Annotated in this window: 19 protein-coding genes; 5 read left to right on the top strand and 14 right to left on the bottom strand. The window is 47.9% G+C overall.

What is annotated here, in order from left to right:
* Nucleotides 1–487: 487 nt before the first annotated feature.
* From QZ938_RS31070 to QZ938_RS31060, 3 genes are all read right to left on the bottom strand, one after another.
* Nucleotides 488–2,323: a caspase family protein gene (locus QZ938_RS31070; protein ID WP_293158369.1), complete on the bottom strand. Its 1,836-nt coding sequence runs from the start codon at nt 2,321–2,323 to the stop codon at nt 488–490.
* A gap of 647 nt (nt 2,324–2,970) precedes the next feature.
* Complete coding sequence (locus QZ938_RS31065) at nt 2,971–3,411, bottom strand: hypothetical protein (RefSeq protein ID WP_293355907.1); 441 nt, start codon at nt 3,409–3,411, stop codon at nt 2,971–2,973.
* Nucleotides 3,402–3,623: a hypothetical protein gene (locus QZ938_RS31060; RefSeq protein ID WP_293355910.1), complete on the bottom strand. Its 222-nt coding sequence runs from the start codon at nt 3,621–3,623 to the stop codon at nt 3,402–3,404. The genes QZ938_RS31065 and QZ938_RS31060 overlap by 10 nt, the downstream gene beginning before the upstream one ends.
* Before the next feature lie 265 nt (nt 3,624–3,888).
* Here QZ938_RS31060 and QZ938_RS31055 point away from each other — a divergent pair, with 265 nt between their 5' ends.
* Complete coding sequence (locus QZ938_RS31055; RefSeq protein WP_293365678.1) at nt 3,889–4,179, top strand: KGK domain-containing protein; 291 nt, start codon at nt 3,889–3,891, stop codon at nt 4,177–4,179.
* Nucleotides 4,180–4,186: 7 nt separating this feature from the next.
* On the opposite strand, the gene QZ938_RS31050 is transcribed toward QZ938_RS31055, so the two are convergent.
* The 10 genes from QZ938_RS31050 to QZ938_RS31005 all read right to left on the bottom strand — a co-directional run bounded on the left by QZ938_RS31050 (nt 4,187) and on the right by QZ938_RS31005 (nt 11,998).
* Nucleotides 4,187–4,396 (bottom strand): hypothetical protein, encoded by a 210-nt coding sequence (locus tag QZ938_RS31050; RefSeq protein WP_293355919.1) that lies wholly within the window; start codon nt 4,394–4,396, stop codon nt 4,187–4,189.
* A gap of 216 nt (nt 4,397–4,612) precedes the next feature.
* On the bottom strand, nt 4,613–5,050 hold the full coding sequence (locus QZ938_RS31045) for a hypothetical protein (protein WP_293355921.1): 438 nt from the start codon (nt 5,048–5,050) through the stop codon (nt 4,613–4,615).
* 65 nt (nt 5,051–5,115) lie between these two features.
* A complete protein-coding gene (locus QZ938_RS31040) occupies nt 5,116–5,355 on the bottom strand; it encodes a hypothetical protein (RefSeq protein ID WP_293355924.1) in 240 nt (79 codons plus the stop codon).
* A gap of 41 nt (nt 5,356–5,396) precedes the next feature.
* Nucleotides 5,397–6,065 (bottom strand): hypothetical protein, encoded by a 669-nt coding sequence (locus QZ938_RS31035; protein WP_293355927.1) that lies wholly within the window; start codon nt 6,063–6,065, stop codon nt 5,397–5,399.
* Nucleotides 6,066–6,116: 51 nt separating this feature from the next.
* Entirely contained in the window at nt 6,117–6,629 is a 513-nt protein-coding gene (locus QZ938_RS31030; protein ID WP_293355930.1) for a hypothetical protein, read from the bottom strand.
* Between the two features lie 376 nt (nt 6,630–7,005).
* The gene (locus QZ938_RS31025) at nt 7,006–8,529 is read right to left on the bottom strand and encodes a hypothetical protein (protein ID WP_293355932.1); all 1,524 of its coding nucleotides are present in this window, start codon (nt 8,527–8,529) and stop codon (nt 7,006–7,008) included.
* On the bottom strand, nt 8,522–8,884 hold the full coding sequence (locus tag QZ938_RS31020; protein ID WP_293158282.1) for a hypothetical protein: 363 nt from the start codon (nt 8,882–8,884) through the stop codon (nt 8,522–8,524). Before QZ938_RS31020 ends, QZ938_RS31025 begins: the two co-directional genes overlap by 8 nt.
* A gap of 53 nt (nt 8,885–8,937) precedes the next feature.
* On the bottom strand, nt 8,938–10,626 hold the full coding sequence (locus QZ938_RS31015; RefSeq protein ID WP_293158285.1) for a hypothetical protein: 1,689 nt from the start codon (nt 10,624–10,626) through the stop codon (nt 8,938–8,940).
* On the bottom strand, nt 10,619–11,446 hold the full coding sequence (locus tag QZ938_RS31010) for a hypothetical protein (protein WP_293158288.1): 828 nt from the start codon (nt 11,444–11,446) through the stop codon (nt 10,619–10,621). Before QZ938_RS31010 ends, QZ938_RS31015 begins: the two co-directional genes overlap by 8 nt.
* Nucleotides 11,447–11,449: 3 nt before the next feature.
* A complete protein-coding gene (locus tag QZ938_RS31005; protein WP_293355935.1) occupies nt 11,450–11,998 on the bottom strand; it encodes a hypothetical protein in 549 nt (182 codons plus the stop codon).
* Nucleotides 11,999–12,245: 247 nt separating this feature from the next.
* Between QZ938_RS31005 and QZ938_RS31000 the strand changes: the two genes are divergently transcribed.
* From QZ938_RS31000 to QZ938_RS30985, 4 genes are all read left to right on the top strand, one after another.
* Nucleotides 12,246–12,785, top strand: coding sequence for a tyrosine-type recombinase/integrase (locus tag QZ938_RS31000; RefSeq protein ID WP_293158294.1), 540 nt, complete (start codon nt 12,246–12,248; stop codon nt 12,783–12,785).
* Nucleotides 12,786–12,787: 2 nt separating this feature from the next.
* Nucleotides 12,788–13,033 (top strand): hypothetical protein, encoded by a 246-nt coding sequence (locus tag QZ938_RS30995; protein WP_293158297.1) that lies wholly within the window; start codon nt 12,788–12,790, stop codon nt 13,031–13,033.
* A gap of 510 nt (nt 13,034–13,543) precedes the next feature.
* Complete coding sequence (locus QZ938_RS30990; protein ID WP_293355938.1) at nt 13,544–14,152, top strand: hypothetical protein; 609 nt, start codon at nt 13,544–13,546, stop codon at nt 14,150–14,152.
* Between the two features lie 196 nt (nt 14,153–14,348).
* Nucleotides 14,349–14,765 carry a tail fiber domain-containing protein gene (locus tag QZ938_RS30985; RefSeq protein ID WP_293355941.1) on the top strand — a complete coding sequence of 139 codons (417 nt, stop codon included), beginning with the start codon at nt 14,349–14,351 and terminating at the stop codon, nt 14,763–14,765.
* Nucleotides 14,766–14,859: 94 nt separating this feature from the next.
* Here QZ938_RS30985 and QZ938_RS30980 read toward each other — a convergent pair whose 3' ends face one another.
* On the bottom strand, nt 14,860–15,522 hold the full coding sequence (locus tag QZ938_RS30980) for a hypothetical protein (protein ID WP_293355944.1): 663 nt from the start codon (nt 15,520–15,522) through the stop codon (nt 14,860–14,862).
* Nucleotides 15,523–15,564: the final 42 nt, after the last annotated feature.

Genomic DNA, 15,564 nt, shown 5'->3' with positions numbered 1-15,564 from the left:
CTCACCTCACCGTAAACCTGGTTTTGAATGGTTACGTTGTGGGTAATCTTGGGTTCTACGACCTCGTTGATGTAGTTGCAAGCATCCGCAAACGCCTGGAGGGTTGTCTCTATTTTGGCAACCTGTTGAGGAGTGGGGTTAATCTTACAAACTATCGTCAACACTTGCTTTTCCATGCCAATATTATATCATTGCAGTGACGCTCCCACACTAATTGCAAGCAATATAGTTTGGGCATCTGAGTCCTGTAAAGGATATCTAGATCTTCCTTCGAGATACTCCAAACTGTTTCTCTCTACGGCGTTTTATAGTGAGGAACACGCCCAGCCCCACTGTGGTTCAATGATATCAAAGATTGTCGATTTCGGCGGTGATGGCTTCCGAACCCTACGGGATTGCTCAGCCATCCCACCTCAATCAACCTGGCTTTCATCCCACCCCAATCTGTAAACAATATGGGGTGGGGATTCGGGCCGAACTAGCTAAATCAATTTTTTTTCTGCCGTTGCAGCTTAGTTTTCCAATTGGCGATCGCCTTTTGAGCCGGCTCATAACTCTTGGTACCCGACGGCACCAGGGAAGCAGCTTCAACTGCCTCTTTCAATTTTCCTTGAGAGGCACGCAACTGAGCAATTTTGAGAATAGCTCCGCTCCACTCTCCAATCAACTGCTGAGCTTCTTCATGCTTTGGCTGACCGGGCTGAATTTTATTCGCTTGCTGGATGCCTTTACTGTAGGAAGACGCAGCCCCCCGCTTAATTTGACTCGCAGCCGCCGATAGCAAAGCAGCATTGACATCCTGCTCTTTGGATAGCTCCTCCCACTGAGCGATCGCCTGTTTCGACTGATTGTAAACCGCCTGATTCACATCAGGCATCAATTTAGCCGCACCGATCGCCCCAGAGAAATTGCCCCTAGCAGCCCGCCCGTTAGCAATATCCAAAATCACCAAACTCCAGCGCTCAATATCCTGCTGAGCCTGCGGGTAGAGCGGATCGCTAGGCGGAATCGTTCGAGCCTTAACCACCGCTCGATTAAAACTAGAAGCCGAACCATCCTTGAGGAAAGTTTTTGCCTCAGCCCAAACCTGCTGGCTTGAGGGAGGCTGCTTGCTATCAGTCGCTGCTTGTACCGCGCGCGGTTGGTTCTGCGCCACTCCACCACCAGCAGATTTTTGAGTCCCGGGGTTTTGGGCATTCTCAGCAGGCGATCGAGGATCTCCTTCCTGCTGACCAATAAAAATTGATCTGTTCGTCAGAAAAACACCAAACAGCAGTACCAAAGCGGTAGCTCCACTCCACAAAACTAACTGCTGTAAAAATGACTTATCCGATCCCCCGTTATCCGTATCCTCGGGCTGTTGCGAGTTCGGTCGATCGCCCCCCCCACCGCTTCCTGGTCTGACAGCATTCGGCTGCGATACAGGAGTTCTCTCAACCGACGCATCAACCGCGTTGCGAGTTGCCTCGGGCACCTCCATTTGAGCAGTAGCCGCAACCATTTGCGGGCGATCGATCCCATCAGCCATCGCAACCGCCATATTGCCGTTGCGTCCTGCCAATGCAGAAGTCGGCACCCCAGCAGCATCAGGCAAAATCACCAAATGAGCCTTTCCAGGAGGATTCACCACCATCAAAGGTTCTTGTTTGGGACGCAAATGGTGGTCGCACAGCTCCGGTAGCCGATCGCTCAAGAAACGGTCTAAACCCTTAAGCGTCATGCACTGTCCCGATCGCAGCCCCTCTAAAAGCGCCGTCGTAAAAAATCCTTGACGCAGAGCAGAAGTTTCGCGCGAAACTTGATTCGGGCGGCAAGAAAGCACCGTCGGGATTTCCAGTTCCCGGGCCAGCTCTGCCGTTTGAGTGCCGATCGTTTCTCCCGCCTTCACTGTCTGGCTGCGGTTCATATCCACCAACACCAACACCGTTTCGGTAGGAGCATTTTTCAGAGTATTTAACAGCAACTCTACCGGAATCCCCGTACCCTGAATGTCAGCCGGATTGCCATCAACAGGCATCAAGTAATCCTTGCCTTCATAGCTAACACCGTAGCCGCTAAAAAAACACCACAATACATCTCCATGTTGTAGATGTTCCGCACAGAGGCTTTCGGTCAATTTCAGAATATTTTCCCGATTCGGATACGTAGATTGACCCCACAGCGACGGCGAGCTATCCGTCATCAACAGACATCCATCCGGCGCAAAACCAGCCTCCTCAGTCAAAAAACCGTAAAGTGCCTCTGCATCCTCTTGTGCATAACTCAAAGGCTGGAGTAACTGATATTGATTGATGCCTATTGCAATACAAGCGTGATGTTTCATCCCATATGCCCTATATATATAGTGGACAGATACATTTAACCCAGTAGAGGCTGGCAATCAGCCTCTACTGTGTATGGCGCGATGTGGTAAGATGCAATCTCACGACTACGCGGAGGTATCTCTCAAAGCCTTTAACATTTTGTTAAAGGCGCCATTTATGTCACGACCAATTGCGTGACCGCATTCAGGGGCAACAAATTGTTTGTTACCTGGTAATTTTGTGTGGCTCTGTCCACACTTTCAACAGCTTTTAGATCTATATTCTTCCATTACGTCTACTACAATACATCCACGTTTAGATGCTTGATGCTTCAACGTTTGAAAGAAACGGTATGCAGCTCATGCTACCATCGCTGCTGCTGTTTTGGTAGCCAACCGACCTTCCGGTGCTTTAGCATCTCGGTAGAGCGACTTTCGCTTAGTCCGCTTACCTCCGCCTCGGCGAACCAGGGTTGGATTCGATGGTCAAGCTTGCACAAAACGATAACACATCGCCGTTTAACGTTAAAACGACTTTCGCCTCCTTAGTCAGATAAGTAGTTGTCCGAAGGCAGAACTGAAGTATCTGATACTCCTACTATATTGCAGTCAAAAATTATACCCTCTGCCTGCATTCATAAAATGACGTTAAATTGAATCCCCAGCAACTACGAGTAAGCCACTTTTAGAGGGACAGACTGGATGCCCGATCGCGCGATCGCCTCCATCCTTTGGCAAAACTTCTCCCAGCCCGAACGATTCTTTAGCACGATGCACCCAGCAGAGCCCGGAACGTTGGCATCGAAATGAATCCCAAACTCTGATCGAGTTCCCCCGCTGGGAGAAAGAACAGGGTCGGGAGTGATGTGGAAAAACAGCCCTTCAATGCCACGAGTGTCCGACCAATAAGGGATTGTAGGGATTTCATAGTCAAACCCCTCAGGAATCGGGCCCTTTGCTCGTTCCCATTCGTCCCCCGGCTGTTGCCAGCCCGCGCAGCCGGAAGTCGCAACGTAGTCGATCGGCTTTCCGTCGGGATAGACAAGTTGGAGGTTTCCGTACAAAAGCTCAGTGGCAACCTTTAAGCCCATAGTAAAAGTTAGCTGCATTTCTCTAAAATTCTCCGTGTGACTTTCTCCACCGCAGATTCATTTCCGCTTATCTCTTTGGCAATTTCGTCGATCAGAACTTGACTCTGCGCGCATTTTTTTCTAGCACGAAGGCTGTCAATATCTTTGTTCAACCAAGTGAGAACCTCTAAGAGCGATTCCACCCCTGCCTTTGGATCGGCTAAAAGTTTTTCTGCTACTTGAATTGACATTATTGCGGCCTCCTGATTTCCGAGATTGCGGCTCTCCAGTTCTCAAGGTTGTCAAGTCGCTTGCCGTAAAAATCAATATTTTGCCGGATTTCAGTTCGCTCCTCTGCCGACCGGACAGCCTCTTGCTGCATTTCGCGCAGAGATTTAACAAGAACAACAACCATTCCTAGGATTACACTCAATACGGCTAAATCCACTTTTAACAAAGTTGAGGTTAAGTTCATGATTTGCTGTACAAGATAATCAGTCTTATTTTTTCCCACACATGGAACCTCAATACCAGCCACTAAGCGAACAAAACCACGTGTTTTTCGTGACAGACCCTGAAGCGACTCTCCACGCTCGCAGCGACAAAACTTACACAACTCACGACTTCATGGAAGTTATTGCAGGATTTTTGAGAAGTTACTTATTTGGAAATAGTTTTGACCTGTGGACAAAAACTGGCGCCCGCTGCAACTTACTTAAAGTTGGCTCGTCTGGATGGGCTCAAGGAAAAATTCGGGTCAGGATTATCCTAGAGTTTGCCCCAGACGAGCCTAATGACGAAACTTAAGCCTCAACTAGGCGGCTGGAGTTTCGGGTGTTACTTCAGGCGCAACATCAAGAACTTCTGAAGACATCCGGCTGGCAATATCGTTTAAGGATGTAATCGCTTGGGTAAGCGATTCCTGGGTTTCCCCAGAGCCGCCGGATTGTTCGTCAATCTTTTTGATGGCTTGAAAAGCCACACTGAAAGCGGCGACGACTGCCTGACAAAATGCTGCGTTCATAGCGCTCTTTTGTCACTCCAGAAAAATAAAAATTGCAGCCAACTGATGAAACTTATACTCAATGGGCAATCTGGCGATCGCAAACTGATAGGAACCCATACCTCAAGCTCAAAAGGGGAAAGTCTCTCGGTGTAAAAGTTCCAGGTTTTTATATGACGAGAGTGACGAAAGAGCGATAGTCAATTACCTCTTGTTGAATGAATGATTTTGAGCGTGTTAAAGATTGGGGCCAATTAAATTTTCTAATTGACTCACAACCTCCAATATCTGCTCGGTTGGCTGATTTGCTTGCTCTCCTGCAACCTCGACCCGAATGTAGTAACGGGGTTCCTGGATTACTGCCCTACGAAAGCGGTAATACCGCCTTACTTGTATTTTGAAAACAGCCAGGCCCAAGTCAACGTCATCAGGTAAGACAGGCAAAGCAAGCAAGATTTTGTTTGTCGATGGATAAACAGTTGTGGCTTGTTCTTCGACGGGCAAACTCCCGTCAACTTGCCAAACTCGGCGAACGAGCAATCTCGATACGATTTCTGAAATAGATCCGTTGGATATGTATGTCAGCCCGACTAAGTTTTGTCTGTCTGTGGCACTTTCGCTGGTTTCTTGCCAAACGAGTACAGGTTCGACAGTACCTAAATCCACCCAAGCCATTAATCACTCAAGCTCCATTCGTTATCCGCCTGCACCGACAAACTTTACGGGCCGCCAAAGGTCATCTACCAATCAATTAGAAATTCTTCGACGCCTTTGAAGTCGCTTTCGTACCATTCCGATTCCTCGGGGGGTACGTACATATCCCCGTACACATTTTGCTGGTGCTGCTCGTATTCGCCGCCAAGAATGTAATCTTGAAATTCAGCGTTACTAACGCCCCTCAAGACTCCGCCCATAGCTGCGTCTGGAACAAAACCAAAGCAGCCTTTTGCGTTTGCTGTGCTTTCCCAACCCGGAGGCATTTGACTCAATGTTGCATTGAATTGCTCATCCCCAGGAAGGATTAGTCGAAGGCAATTACTGGTGCTTTCGTTTGCGTCCATCCTGTTGGCAATGCTCCGCTCGGATCGTAAAAAGTTGACAAAGTTTTAGATGTTGCTTCGGCACCTTCTCCAGAGCCAATAGTTACTGAAGCTTTAGGAGGCTTGGGAGCATTTGCCCCGAAACAAAGCTCGTTAAAGTCTCCAGGCACAGCAAGCTTGATACCCAACTGCCCGATTACTGCTTCAGTTACGTTAGTAATCGTCACTTTCGGAAGTTGCCAAGCGTATTTAATGCCGTTGAAGGTAACGTAAACAGTTTGAATGAACGAATTAGGTCTTAAAGTTGCTGTATGCAACGGCGGTCTCGTTACCTTTTGCTTGCTGATTCTCCACCCAGCTACCTTAAGCGCCGTAATCAAACCAACAGCGCAAAACGAGGAAGTAAACCTCAGCCCAGTCCGTCGGCTTGCCCGCCTCGGTTTGGGAAAACTGCTAGCCAGAACAGTCCCTACAGGGGGAGCGGCTGGAGTAGCAATTGCCACCTGCCCCAACGTTGTTCTGTCACCAGCCGGAATGTTTGTCCAAAAAGCGTAGTTTACTGCGCCAGACTCCACGCCTGCGTCAGAAGTCGCAACTTTGATTGGCACGGAGACAAGAACTTTCTTGTCGTATTTACTCTGAGAACCCATAAATTTTTAGGTCAATTTTAGTGTGGCCTCTTCAAGCCAAGTCGTTGCTCTTTAAGCCAGGTTGTTAGCAGTGATGTAAGTCAAAACCTCTTGAAAGTGGTTTTCGTCGAAGTATTTTGGATATTGCAAATCCCATGTTTGCTGAATTTTGCCGTCAGCAATCACGTGGGTAACAGCTTTCGCTACCCCGGAATAACCGTTGTAGTCGTGAATGACTGGGGTCTCGTGGCTTGCCAAAATAAACCTAAAAGTAACCTCGGCTTTCTCTAGGCAGTCCAGCATCCTACCGTACTCATTCATCCCGCACGCTACGAGTTCGGCTCCCAATTCTTTGCACTTGTCGGCAAATGTTGAAAGTGTTTTGAGAGATTCAATTCTTGGCCCGACTTGCCAGTCTTCTCGCGACTCGCCGATAAAAATCAGCACCAAGCATTTTTTGTCAAAATCACGAATTGAAATAGGTTCATTCTTGATATCAACAGCAGGGATCTTGTTGCGGTAGTCGTTTCCCTCGCAAAGGTAAAATTCTGGAGCAACATCCCCTACTTTTAGCGTTTCTGGCATATCTGTAAACCTTAGTTGTCTTTGCTCAAGCTAATCCCTTTCTCCCAAGCTTGTCAACAGCCTGAAACCCTTACGCAGAGGTCATTTCAAATACAGGACTTTACGGACAACCCTAGGGTTGTTCCTTAGTACCTTAACTTAGGACAATGATTGTAAAGTTTTATTAAGCACATGAACTTGATAATTTACCCGATGCTGGGGACAACAAGCCAAAGAGCTATGGTTAGGGCTGCCTCTAAATTTGGGCGGCCTTATACCTACCGACCCAGGGGAACGCTGCTGAACCGGCTTTCAAAGGAAACTGGACTGTCCTTAGAGGAAGTCAAATCCCAAATTGAGCGCGAGCGTCGGTATCTTTTGAAAACTTACAAATAAGTTATCCCAGCGGTTCCAAGTCTACCGGCTCGCTTTCAGTCCACAAATCCATCTCGATCCTCTGCTCGTCCCAAACGCGATCAGACAAATCGTTTCGCCCTTGCAAGTCCTCAGAGCGGCGGCGCCACACCAAAACGGCTTTCGACGGGTAAACGATGTAAGGCTGCTGCGTGCGCCGGGCAGTTGGGTTTGTGTAGCCGGAGTCGCGGACGCCGTTGGGAACTATTTCCGCAGTAGATAAAGCTAGCAGCTCTTCTATTTTGTTGAGTGCCTCGTTCTCTGTGTTGGCGTAGACCTGCATCTGGCGGCCGTTGTTCAGTTGCGCCGTCACCAACTTTTGCCCGCTGGTGTATTGCTTGGCGGCTAGCTTAATTTTGTCCCAGGTCAATCCGCGTTTGGCGTCGGGAATTGTCACCTGTCGCTTGCGAGCCCGTTTGCCGTCCGGCATTACCCAGGGTGGCTGCTGCTTTTCCTTGAACTCAATGATTAAATAGCGTTCTTGGAAGCTAGGCCGCACATAGTCGTCAACGGGGGTACCGTTGATAAGGACTCCCACGTCTCGATTGCCGAGCATTTGGTGAGTCGCCAAAACATTAACAACAGTCGGCCTCATCACTGCTTCAGGGCCAGACAATACAATGCGCTCGTCGGGAACCGATCGATCTGGAGTGATTTCTATAGTGCGATCGGTACCGAGTACCGAATTATTTGCCACCTTTTGCATCGCCAGCCAAGCATCAATGCCGCCCGCGACGGCGTAACCGGCCTCGATACAAGCTTCTGTGCCTTCTTCAAAGCCTTCTTCTACAAAATTTCTTAAAAAAGTATTGGGAATCGACTCAATTGAGTTCTCAATGGCGCCTGCAATTGTCCAACTTTCTCCCGTTCCCCATTTGTCTATTTTCTCGCTTCCAAACAAACCTCTAAGAGCAATTCCCAGCGGATTTGCTGGATTTTTCAATGCTCCCCTAACATTTTTGTAAAGCCACAAAAATGAGGATTGCACTCCCATCCTAAATCCAGCCTGGATTACTTCACCAGCAGCGTCGAGCAGCTCGTCCAGGGCTTGCTCGCCAACTTCCTTTAGCAAGTGAGTTGCCAGCGCTTCATTGAAAGTCATAATGGCAGCAGCCGGAACTAAACCGCAACCAATCCAGCCGATCGCCCGTCCTACTGCACCCCCCAACACGCCGCCAAAAGCGTCCCACAATCCCTGGATTTGTTTGTCGATTGCTTCGTCTGAAATATTCCAGTTAAAATTAGCGATAAACTGAGTACCCCCAACAATCCAACTCCACAACTTAGTCCAACTGAACGAAATTAATTGAACAACCCCTGACACCAGAAAACCGACGAATCGCGTCGCACCGTCCCAAATAGATTCTAGGAGTCCTTTATCTTGAGAAGTCGTCGTTGCGCTCGCCGACCAAGTGCGGATAATGTTGCCACCCGTCGAAGATTCGCGCATTTTGCGACTAGCCAAATCGCGCAGAACCAACCCAATTTTTTTTACTGCATCAGCCATTTGGTTTACCTGCTTGACCTATGTTGTCGCCAATCTGTCTGATGCGGGGTCTGCGGTCTCTGGATCGGCCGTAGGGGGTTTGGGCATCTTCAATTCCCGTCTCAAAGCCAAATCCATCCTCTACCTGATCGAGGAAATCTTCCCAATCTTTAACGTGCTTAGGTTTACTCGGGTCATCGTCTTTAGCTATAGGATTTTCTAGTTTTTCGCTTAAGTCAGCACTTCCTTTGATTGATTCCAATATTTGCGATTTGATGTCTTTTTTAGGGTCTACTTGCCGCCAATGTACTGCCCTAGTGATTGCAGCAGCCTGCAACAAATCTAATAAGGAATGGCAATTTAATAACTTAAGCAATCTCGAACTTTCAATCCTTGCCTGCAAAGCTAGCGGGCGTAAAGATGCTGAAATTATTGAATTTTCATTCCTAAGATATCTCGCTGGGTTTCCTTGTTTGTATACTCAATGCCTTTGACGTGGATTATGCTTTCCTTGATGAGTTCATCAATTGACTCGGCTTTTGGGGTAAACGTTGAGGGCATTTCAATGTCCGATTCGTCATAAGGGAAATTCATGTACTTGGCAATTGCCATGCTTGCCAAGTAAGCTTTAATCGCTTCTTGGCGCCCCATTCCGGACTCGCACAAGTTGCGAGTTGATAAAGCGACGAGGGCTTCTACATTTGCTTGCAAACTGAGGATTTGCCCCTCCATTTCGGCAATTGATTCTGCCAAATTTGGGAATTTAATTTGTTTGCCCTGGTCGCCTTCTTTTGTTAAATCGCTGTATTTAACATCAATTTGAATTTGCCACTGACCCCAGCGTTCGTCATCACGCTGGAACATCCACATCAAAAGATCGGCAAAGTCTTCAATTTTCTCTTGGAGCGGTTCTGCTGGTTGTTGACCTTTTTCAACTGTTTGAATAATCGTACTAGGAAGCTCGCCGGGAAACTTGCTAATCCCCAGTCTTTTGTGAATTTGGCGCATCAATTTGATGGATTCGCGACAGCATTCATCCATTTCTTTTCTAGGTGGTGAATTGGGGGGAACAGGAAAAAAGGCTGGGGGCAGTACAAGCTCATTGAAAGGAACTCCGATAGATCCATCCGAGCATATAGGTGGCGAGCGAATAGAAATCAGGGAAACCTTGAAATCAAAAACCTCTCCTGGCATTCCGCCAAATCCTTGATAATCTTTGTGGAAATATTCAGTGTAAGTATATTCCTGCCGAATTGTGACAATATAAGAATCAAAAGTCCTGCCACGGTTAGACAACCAAAATGAATTGATTTGCAGAGTAACGTCGAATTTCTTCTCAAACATTACCCATTTGCCAGCACCAAACGACTTGTCGGCATCTGACGGGAATTTTGGGTTGTAGCCAACATAATCCGCCCCATTCATGTTTTTTACACCGTACTCAAATTCTTCTGCTATTTTTTTTAGAGCTCCTGAGACGGGAAGGGCGGCGGGCCACCTCCATGCCTGTATCATTGCAGTCCATTTGACGCCATCCGGGCATTGAGATTGAATATTTAAATTATCAGGAATATAGATTGTTGGTGTTGGCGTAGGTGTTGGCGTAGGTGTTGGCGTAGGTGTTGGTTCTTTCTTCTCAGGAAACCCAAAACCAAGCTGAATAGAAATCGGCGTCCCCGGAATTTGCACCGAAAATCCTACCCCTACGCCTTCAGAGGATTTAGAAACCTCAACACCAATCCCGACCACCTCGCCGCTAACACTTCCGCCCTCTATTTGACCCGTACTGGTATTGACAGTGACGCCCCCGCCAAGTCCGACTACTCCCCCCGGAATCTCTGCGCTGCCAGCGATCGAAATCGAACTTTTAGAAGGATCCTCATAATTGGGGTTTCCGCTGATGTCCAACCCTATGGGGCTTACATCCACACTGACTCCCCCGGTTACTGACACTCCACCAATATTTGCCACTTCGCGGGTGACTCCAATTCCACCGCTGGACGCTGAGGGCTGAGATTTTTGACCCATGTCTACGCCGCTATCTTTGCCGAGGTCGATCGCACTTGACCCCCTTGTGGCGCTGGGCGACAGAGACGATTTAGACGAAACCCTAGACATAGCTCGCCTCTATTCCCGAAATCCGGGATGGACTACCTTCGGCGATCGCCCAAAGTTCACCTGTCAGCGTTTCCTCGGTTAGGTTCCCTCCACCATTGGAGGCCAAATAAATTCCTGAACCTACCGCAACGCTCGAATTGCCAGCAATCCAAATATCTGCATTCCCGGTATTTGTGGCGTAGAAAATCGCCCTATTTGCATTAGCCAACCTAAATCTAGTCGGGGCTGTTGAAGGGATGTCAATACCATAAGGGATGGCACTTCCCACAATCTTATTTACTGGCTTGGCTATCAAATCAATCTCGTATCTAAAATCGCCCTCGAAATTAATATAATCTCCTGCCCCAAGCACGCCATGACCATAATTAATTATTGATATCCCCAACCTGTCATCCGGGCTTAGTAACTTTAATTGATTGATTGTAAGGTAGGGAATTGTAAAGGGAATTGTCGTCTCTCTTCCTTTATTCTGCAACCTTGCGGTTGCCAAGTTTGACCAAGTTCCCCCGCCTTTTCGAGCGTGAAACCTCACCCCAACAAAAGGATAATCCTCCTCAATCGCAAGCATCGCAGCAATTTTTTCTGCTGCTGTCATCTCCGGGTAAATATCGGGGTAAGGCGCCCTCTTGAACGAAGGCAGATCTATCGCGCCACTAAGTGCTTCTAGGTAGAAGCTTCTCCCTAAGTGGTGGGAATTAACCAGCGAGTTGTATTCGGCGAATGCGTCCGCACAATTCAATATTTCAATGATTCCCGTGCCATCGGCACTCGTGACGGTTCGTCTAAAAGTCCTGGTGTTTTCTAATTTGTTTTCTGCCATTGGTTAGGTTAAGTAAGTTTTCCCTTCAATAACAGAGCCGCCACCAGGCAAAATGATAATTTCTATAGGGAATTCTAGCGATGCACTAAACGTTGCATTTGTGCCACCGCTGTTATTGAGCACGTGTTGGCACCGCGTTACGGCGGTGATTTTGTCAGGGTTTTTAGCCAGGTCTAATTCTAGGAGTTTTAGGGCAATCACAGCTTCCATTGCGGCCTGTGCCAAGTTTGGCGCCAAGCTGCTTCCACCCGTTCCGCTTGTAAAAGTCGAGCCGACGAGGTAATGGGTTGCGGCGTATTGGGAAACACCGTTAGCGGTATTGCTCGCGGTTACGTTGAGCAATAAGTCGATGTTTGCCTTTTTAGTAGACAGGTTTGCCGTAATACTTATTTTGTCGGTTCTGTCTACCGCAACTCGCGAGAGCCGATTTTCCTCCTGTTCGAGCAGCCCAAGAATGCCGTAAACATAACGCTCCTTACTGGCCGGCCCTGTTGGGGCCGAGTAAGAAGTTCCCGAGACAGTAGCTCCGGCGCCTGATGTGTGTGGTGCCATATTGATAGCAAGTTAGTAGGAATCTATTCTCAGTTTATGCAGGATTTTGTTGTAAATATGATTGTCGTTTTTTCTTAAGAAGTTGCTCTTTTAGATAAAAGAGCAACTTCTTAAGTTTTAACTACTCCCTCGCTGTACGGGTTTGAGGCGCTAGAGTATAAAGGGGTGTTAAAAGGTTGTCGATTGTCTTGTTTTTAGAGGGAAAGGGCAACAGGTGAAAGTTAATGGATTTGGACAGGCCTCGAAAATGACTCAAGACATTTACGAGCGAATCAGCAAACATTTTTTTACAGATGTTCACAGGGTTTTCTTGGCTGTTTCTTGGTACACTGGAGAGAGACCGGAGGCTATACTAAAAAGCAAGGTTTCGCAATTTTATGTAAATCCATCTAGGCGCATCGTGCGCTCGGAAATAATCTACAGCGCGACGACACGGAAAGACAAGAAAACCAGAGAAGTCCCCTGTCACATTGCTCTGGAAAAAATTCTTCGAGATTATGAATGCTTGGAGGATGGCTATTTATTCCCGTCCCGAGTTAAGCCGGGGAAGCCTTTGTCGCGGCAGGCGATCGATCGCGCTTTTCGACGCGCATTAAAAAAAGCCGGCCTTGAAAATCAGGGATATTCCCTGTATTCAGCGAGAAGGGGCTTTATCACGAGGCTAGATAACCTCGGTTGCAGCCCTGGGCTGATTAAATCCCTATCCGGTCACGCGAGCCTTTCGTCACTCGGGCGATATATCGAAATTTCAGAAGAACAGCGCAAAAATGCGATCGCAAATTTCTAAAAATGACATTATTCAATATTTCCCCACAAGCTTCACAGCAACAGCCGACAAGTTTCTCTAACTCAAACACCACGGTTAGCTTTTCCCTGACTACTGCGACAACGACGATCGCTCCCGATCGCCCTGGCAGAAATCGAAAAGGAGCAATGCTTTACAACGCGGGTACGGCAAATGCAATTTTTAATTTGGGGACAACCGTATCTCCAACCATTTTCACCAAAGAACGAGACGGAAGCCCCAGGCTTTAGACTTGGGGAGGAAGTCGCCAGCGGTTTCAACCGCCTTCAATATTTTACATAACTAATTGAAAGGTTATGTAAGAATTAAATCGTAAGTAAGAACAACCATCTACGTGTTGAAACACTCTAGTATCGGAGAAATCCCGGCACAGTGAGCCACCACTACGATCGTAGTAAGCCTGTATAACTGACAAGTAACGGCAGAGTGTGAAGCGTACCTATCTGGCAAAAGTGATGGACTCCGAAAGCAAGCACATACAATTTAAAAGTAAGCGCAATTGCAATACCTTTTGTACTGGTAGTTGTTTTGAGCGTCTAGAGGTGCTTTGATAACGCCTTTGAGAGTCCCTTTGTGGTCTTAATCAAGAATCCCCCCGATTTATCGGTGGGGAGTATCAAGGCCGAGCTTTTACCTGGGGGGTATTTTTCCGATCCAAGTGGCTGGCAAGGGCCGATCGTCGCGCGCGCTACTTCCTCCCCCACTGTTATCAACGTCACTGAGCCGATCGTTATTATCTAATGCTGCAAAACCCAATTACTGAGCCTCAAGTACCCGGTGCGATCGCTCGCGACTCTGAGGTAGCGGCAGCGATAAACGCACACTTGGCGGCCGCAGACCCTCACGCTCAGTACCTGCTGCAAGCCGAGGGAGACGCGCGATACCGACTAGCAGGGGCACTGACTGATGCTGATATCCCTGCTGCAATCGCTCGCGACAGCGAAGTAACGGCGGCGATAAACGCGCATTTGGCGGCCGCAGACCCTCACGCTCAGTACCTGCTGCAAGCCGAGGGAGACGCGCGATACCGACTAGCAGGGGCACTGACTGATGCTGATATCCCTGCTGCAATCGCTCGCGACTCTGAGGTAGCGGCAGCGATAAACGCGCATTTGGCGGCCGCAGACCCTCACGCTCAGTACCTGCTGCAAGCCGAGGGAGACGCACGATACCGACTAGCCGGTGCACCCCTTCTTACGTCAGTGCCGCTGCCCACTGCCAACGTGGCGGGGAATTCCGCTGCGATGTCATGGAATTCTGTTCAGATCGGATTTGGGACAGCTGAATTTTGCAATTATTCCGGCCTTGGCGCTACCGTGTACACACAAGTCGAGTTGGAAATCAAATGACGGAAAAAAACGGAAATTTATTTTTTTAATCCTTGATTTCCCGTCAACCATTATCAATAAGTTAAAACTATTGATAAAAACTTCCCTCATCTCAAAACCTTGCCTACGTCAGGTTGTGTCAGACACAGCCAGGTTTCTAGGAGTTGTGTGTACACGGTAGGGCCTTGGCGGGGGAGATGCATTTAATTTTTTTCGATTGCCTGGTAACGAACCTTCACCTCCCACACTCTCTAATAGGGTTTCGCGCATTGATATTTCTGGGGCCTACATTCAGACTTCCGATAAGAGGCTGAAGAAAAATTTTTCACCAAGCCCAGGGCTGGCAGCAATCCTCTCCTTATCTCCCCAAAAATACCAACATCATGAATGTTGCGGTTTCAAGTCGAAAGATAAAAAGTTTGAACTAGGGGAAAGCTTTGTAAGCAAAATAGGTTTTTTTGCCCAAGATGTAAGGGAAATAATTCCCGAAGCCGTTTCGGGCACAGGCGCCGACGGGGAATTATACGGGATTGATTACAGTTGCATCGTGGCTTGCTTAGTGCAAGCCGTCCAGGAACAGCAGGCACAAATAAAAAAACTAGAATCCCAGCTAAAGTCAATTTCTAAAATTTAGTTAGGAATGAAATTTAAATAAGTTCGGCATCTTCAGACCAACCGACTTCTCGGGCAATAATTGAGAGAGAAATGTTGCTTAATTTATTAAATTTTCATTCCTTAGCAGGCGATAGAGTAGCAGCTACTTCCAGCGGTGATGCTCCCGCCGCCAAAAGCGATCGCACTTCCTGCACTTTCGCCTGCGCGATCGGCGAGTCAGTGTTGCCGCCTTTGATGTGAATGTGGCGAACTTTGCCACCATCTCGGTAGCTAAATCGAAAGTATTCCCCGCTGCGGGCCGTTCCCCGCGGGCGGTAAGTAGAGATGGACGATGCGAACTTTGTTACAGAATCAATTGTGGGGGGATTTGATTCTGTAACAACAGGCTCGACATCTACTGTTACAGAATCAATTGTGGGGGGATTTGATTCTGTAACAACAGGCTCGACATCTACTGTTACAGAATCAATCTTGTTGGCCGGAAGCAATGCAAACTCACCCGGGTAAAGATACCCCCAAGATTCGGTGAGCTCGTTCCAAAATTTGCAGCTTCCGTCCAGCGGATGAATGCCCTCGATTTTGACAATATCTCCCTTTTTCAGGCCGGCGGTGTGAGGTGTCTTTCGCTTCAGTTTCAAAAGATCGCCAACCCTGTAGAGTGTTCCGACCGCTGGAGAATTCTCGAATAAGGGAAGTTGAGTATTCATATAAAGCCAAAATCTAAAATCTAATTTGTGCAAGCCGATCGCCCAAAAGAGCGATCGGCTAATTTTCAAAAAATCCTAGATGTCGCTAGCGAATTCCGGAGGCATCATTGT

Origin of the sequence: Microcoleus sp. CAWBG27 (assembly GCF_020883145.1) — a bacterium.
Lineage (GTDB): Bacteria > Cyanobacteriota > Cyanobacteriia > Cyanobacteriales > Microcoleaceae > Microcoleus.
This window is presented reverse-complemented; position numbering and strand designations above follow the sequence as displayed.

Bases quoted from the DNA above. Each gene is read 5' to 3' on its own strand.
- QZ938_RS31070 (WP_293158369.1), bottom strand. From the start codon at position 2,323: ATGAAACATCACGCTTGTATTGCAATAGGCATCAATCAATATCAGTTA.
- QZ938_RS31065 (WP_293355907.1), bottom strand. From the start codon at position 3,411: ATGCAGCTAACTTTTACTATGGGCTTAAAGGTTGCCACTGAGCTTTTG.
- QZ938_RS31060 (WP_293355910.1), bottom strand. From the start codon at position 3,623: ATGTCAATTCAAGTAGCAGAAAAACTTTTAGCCGATCCAAAGGCAGGG.
- QZ938_RS31055 (WP_293365678.1), top strand. From the start codon at position 3,889: ATGGAACCTCAATACCAGCCACTAAGCGAACAAAACCACGTGTTTTTC.
- QZ938_RS31050 (WP_293355919.1), bottom strand. From the start codon at position 4,396: ATGAACGCAGCATTTTGTCAGGCAGTCGTCGCCGCTTTCAGTGTGGCT.
- QZ938_RS31045 (WP_293355921.1), bottom strand. From the start codon at position 5,050: ATGGCTTGGGTGGATTTAGGTACTGTCGAACCTGTACTCGTTTGGCAA.
- QZ938_RS31040 (WP_293355924.1), bottom strand. From the start codon at position 5,355: ATGCCTCCGGGTTGGGAAAGCACAGCAAACGCAAAAGGCTGCTTTGGT.
- QZ938_RS31035 (WP_293355927.1), bottom strand. From the start codon at position 6,065: ATGGGTTCTCAGAGTAAATACGACAAGAAAGTTCTTGTCTCCGTGCCA.
- QZ938_RS31030 (WP_293355930.1), bottom strand. From the start codon at position 6,629: ATGCCAGAAACGCTAAAAGTAGGGGATGTTGCTCCAGAATTTTACCTT.
- QZ938_RS31025 (WP_293355932.1), bottom strand. From the start codon at position 8,529: ATGGCTGATGCAGTAAAAAAAATTGGGTTGGTTCTGCGCGATTTGGCT.
- QZ938_RS31015 (WP_293158285.1), bottom strand. From the start codon at position 10,626: ATGTCTAGGGTTTCGTCTAAATCGTCTCTGTCGCCCAGCGCCACAAGG.
- QZ938_RS31010 (WP_293158288.1), bottom strand. From the start codon at position 11,446: ATGGCAGAAAACAAATTAGAAAACACCAGGACTTTTAGACGAACCGTC.
- QZ938_RS31005 (WP_293355935.1), bottom strand. From the start codon at position 11,998: ATGGCACCACACACATCAGGCGCCGGAGCTACTGTCTCGGGAACTTCT.
- QZ938_RS31000 (WP_293158294.1), top strand. From the start codon at position 12,246: ATGACTCAAGACATTTACGAGCGAATCAGCAAACATTTTTTTACAGAT.
- QZ938_RS30995 (WP_293158297.1), top strand. From the start codon at position 12,788: ATGACATTATTCAATATTTCCCCACAAGCTTCACAGCAACAGCCGACA.
- QZ938_RS30990 (WP_293355938.1), top strand. From the start codon at position 13,544: ATGCTGCAAAACCCAATTACTGAGCCTCAAGTACCCGGTGCGATCGCT.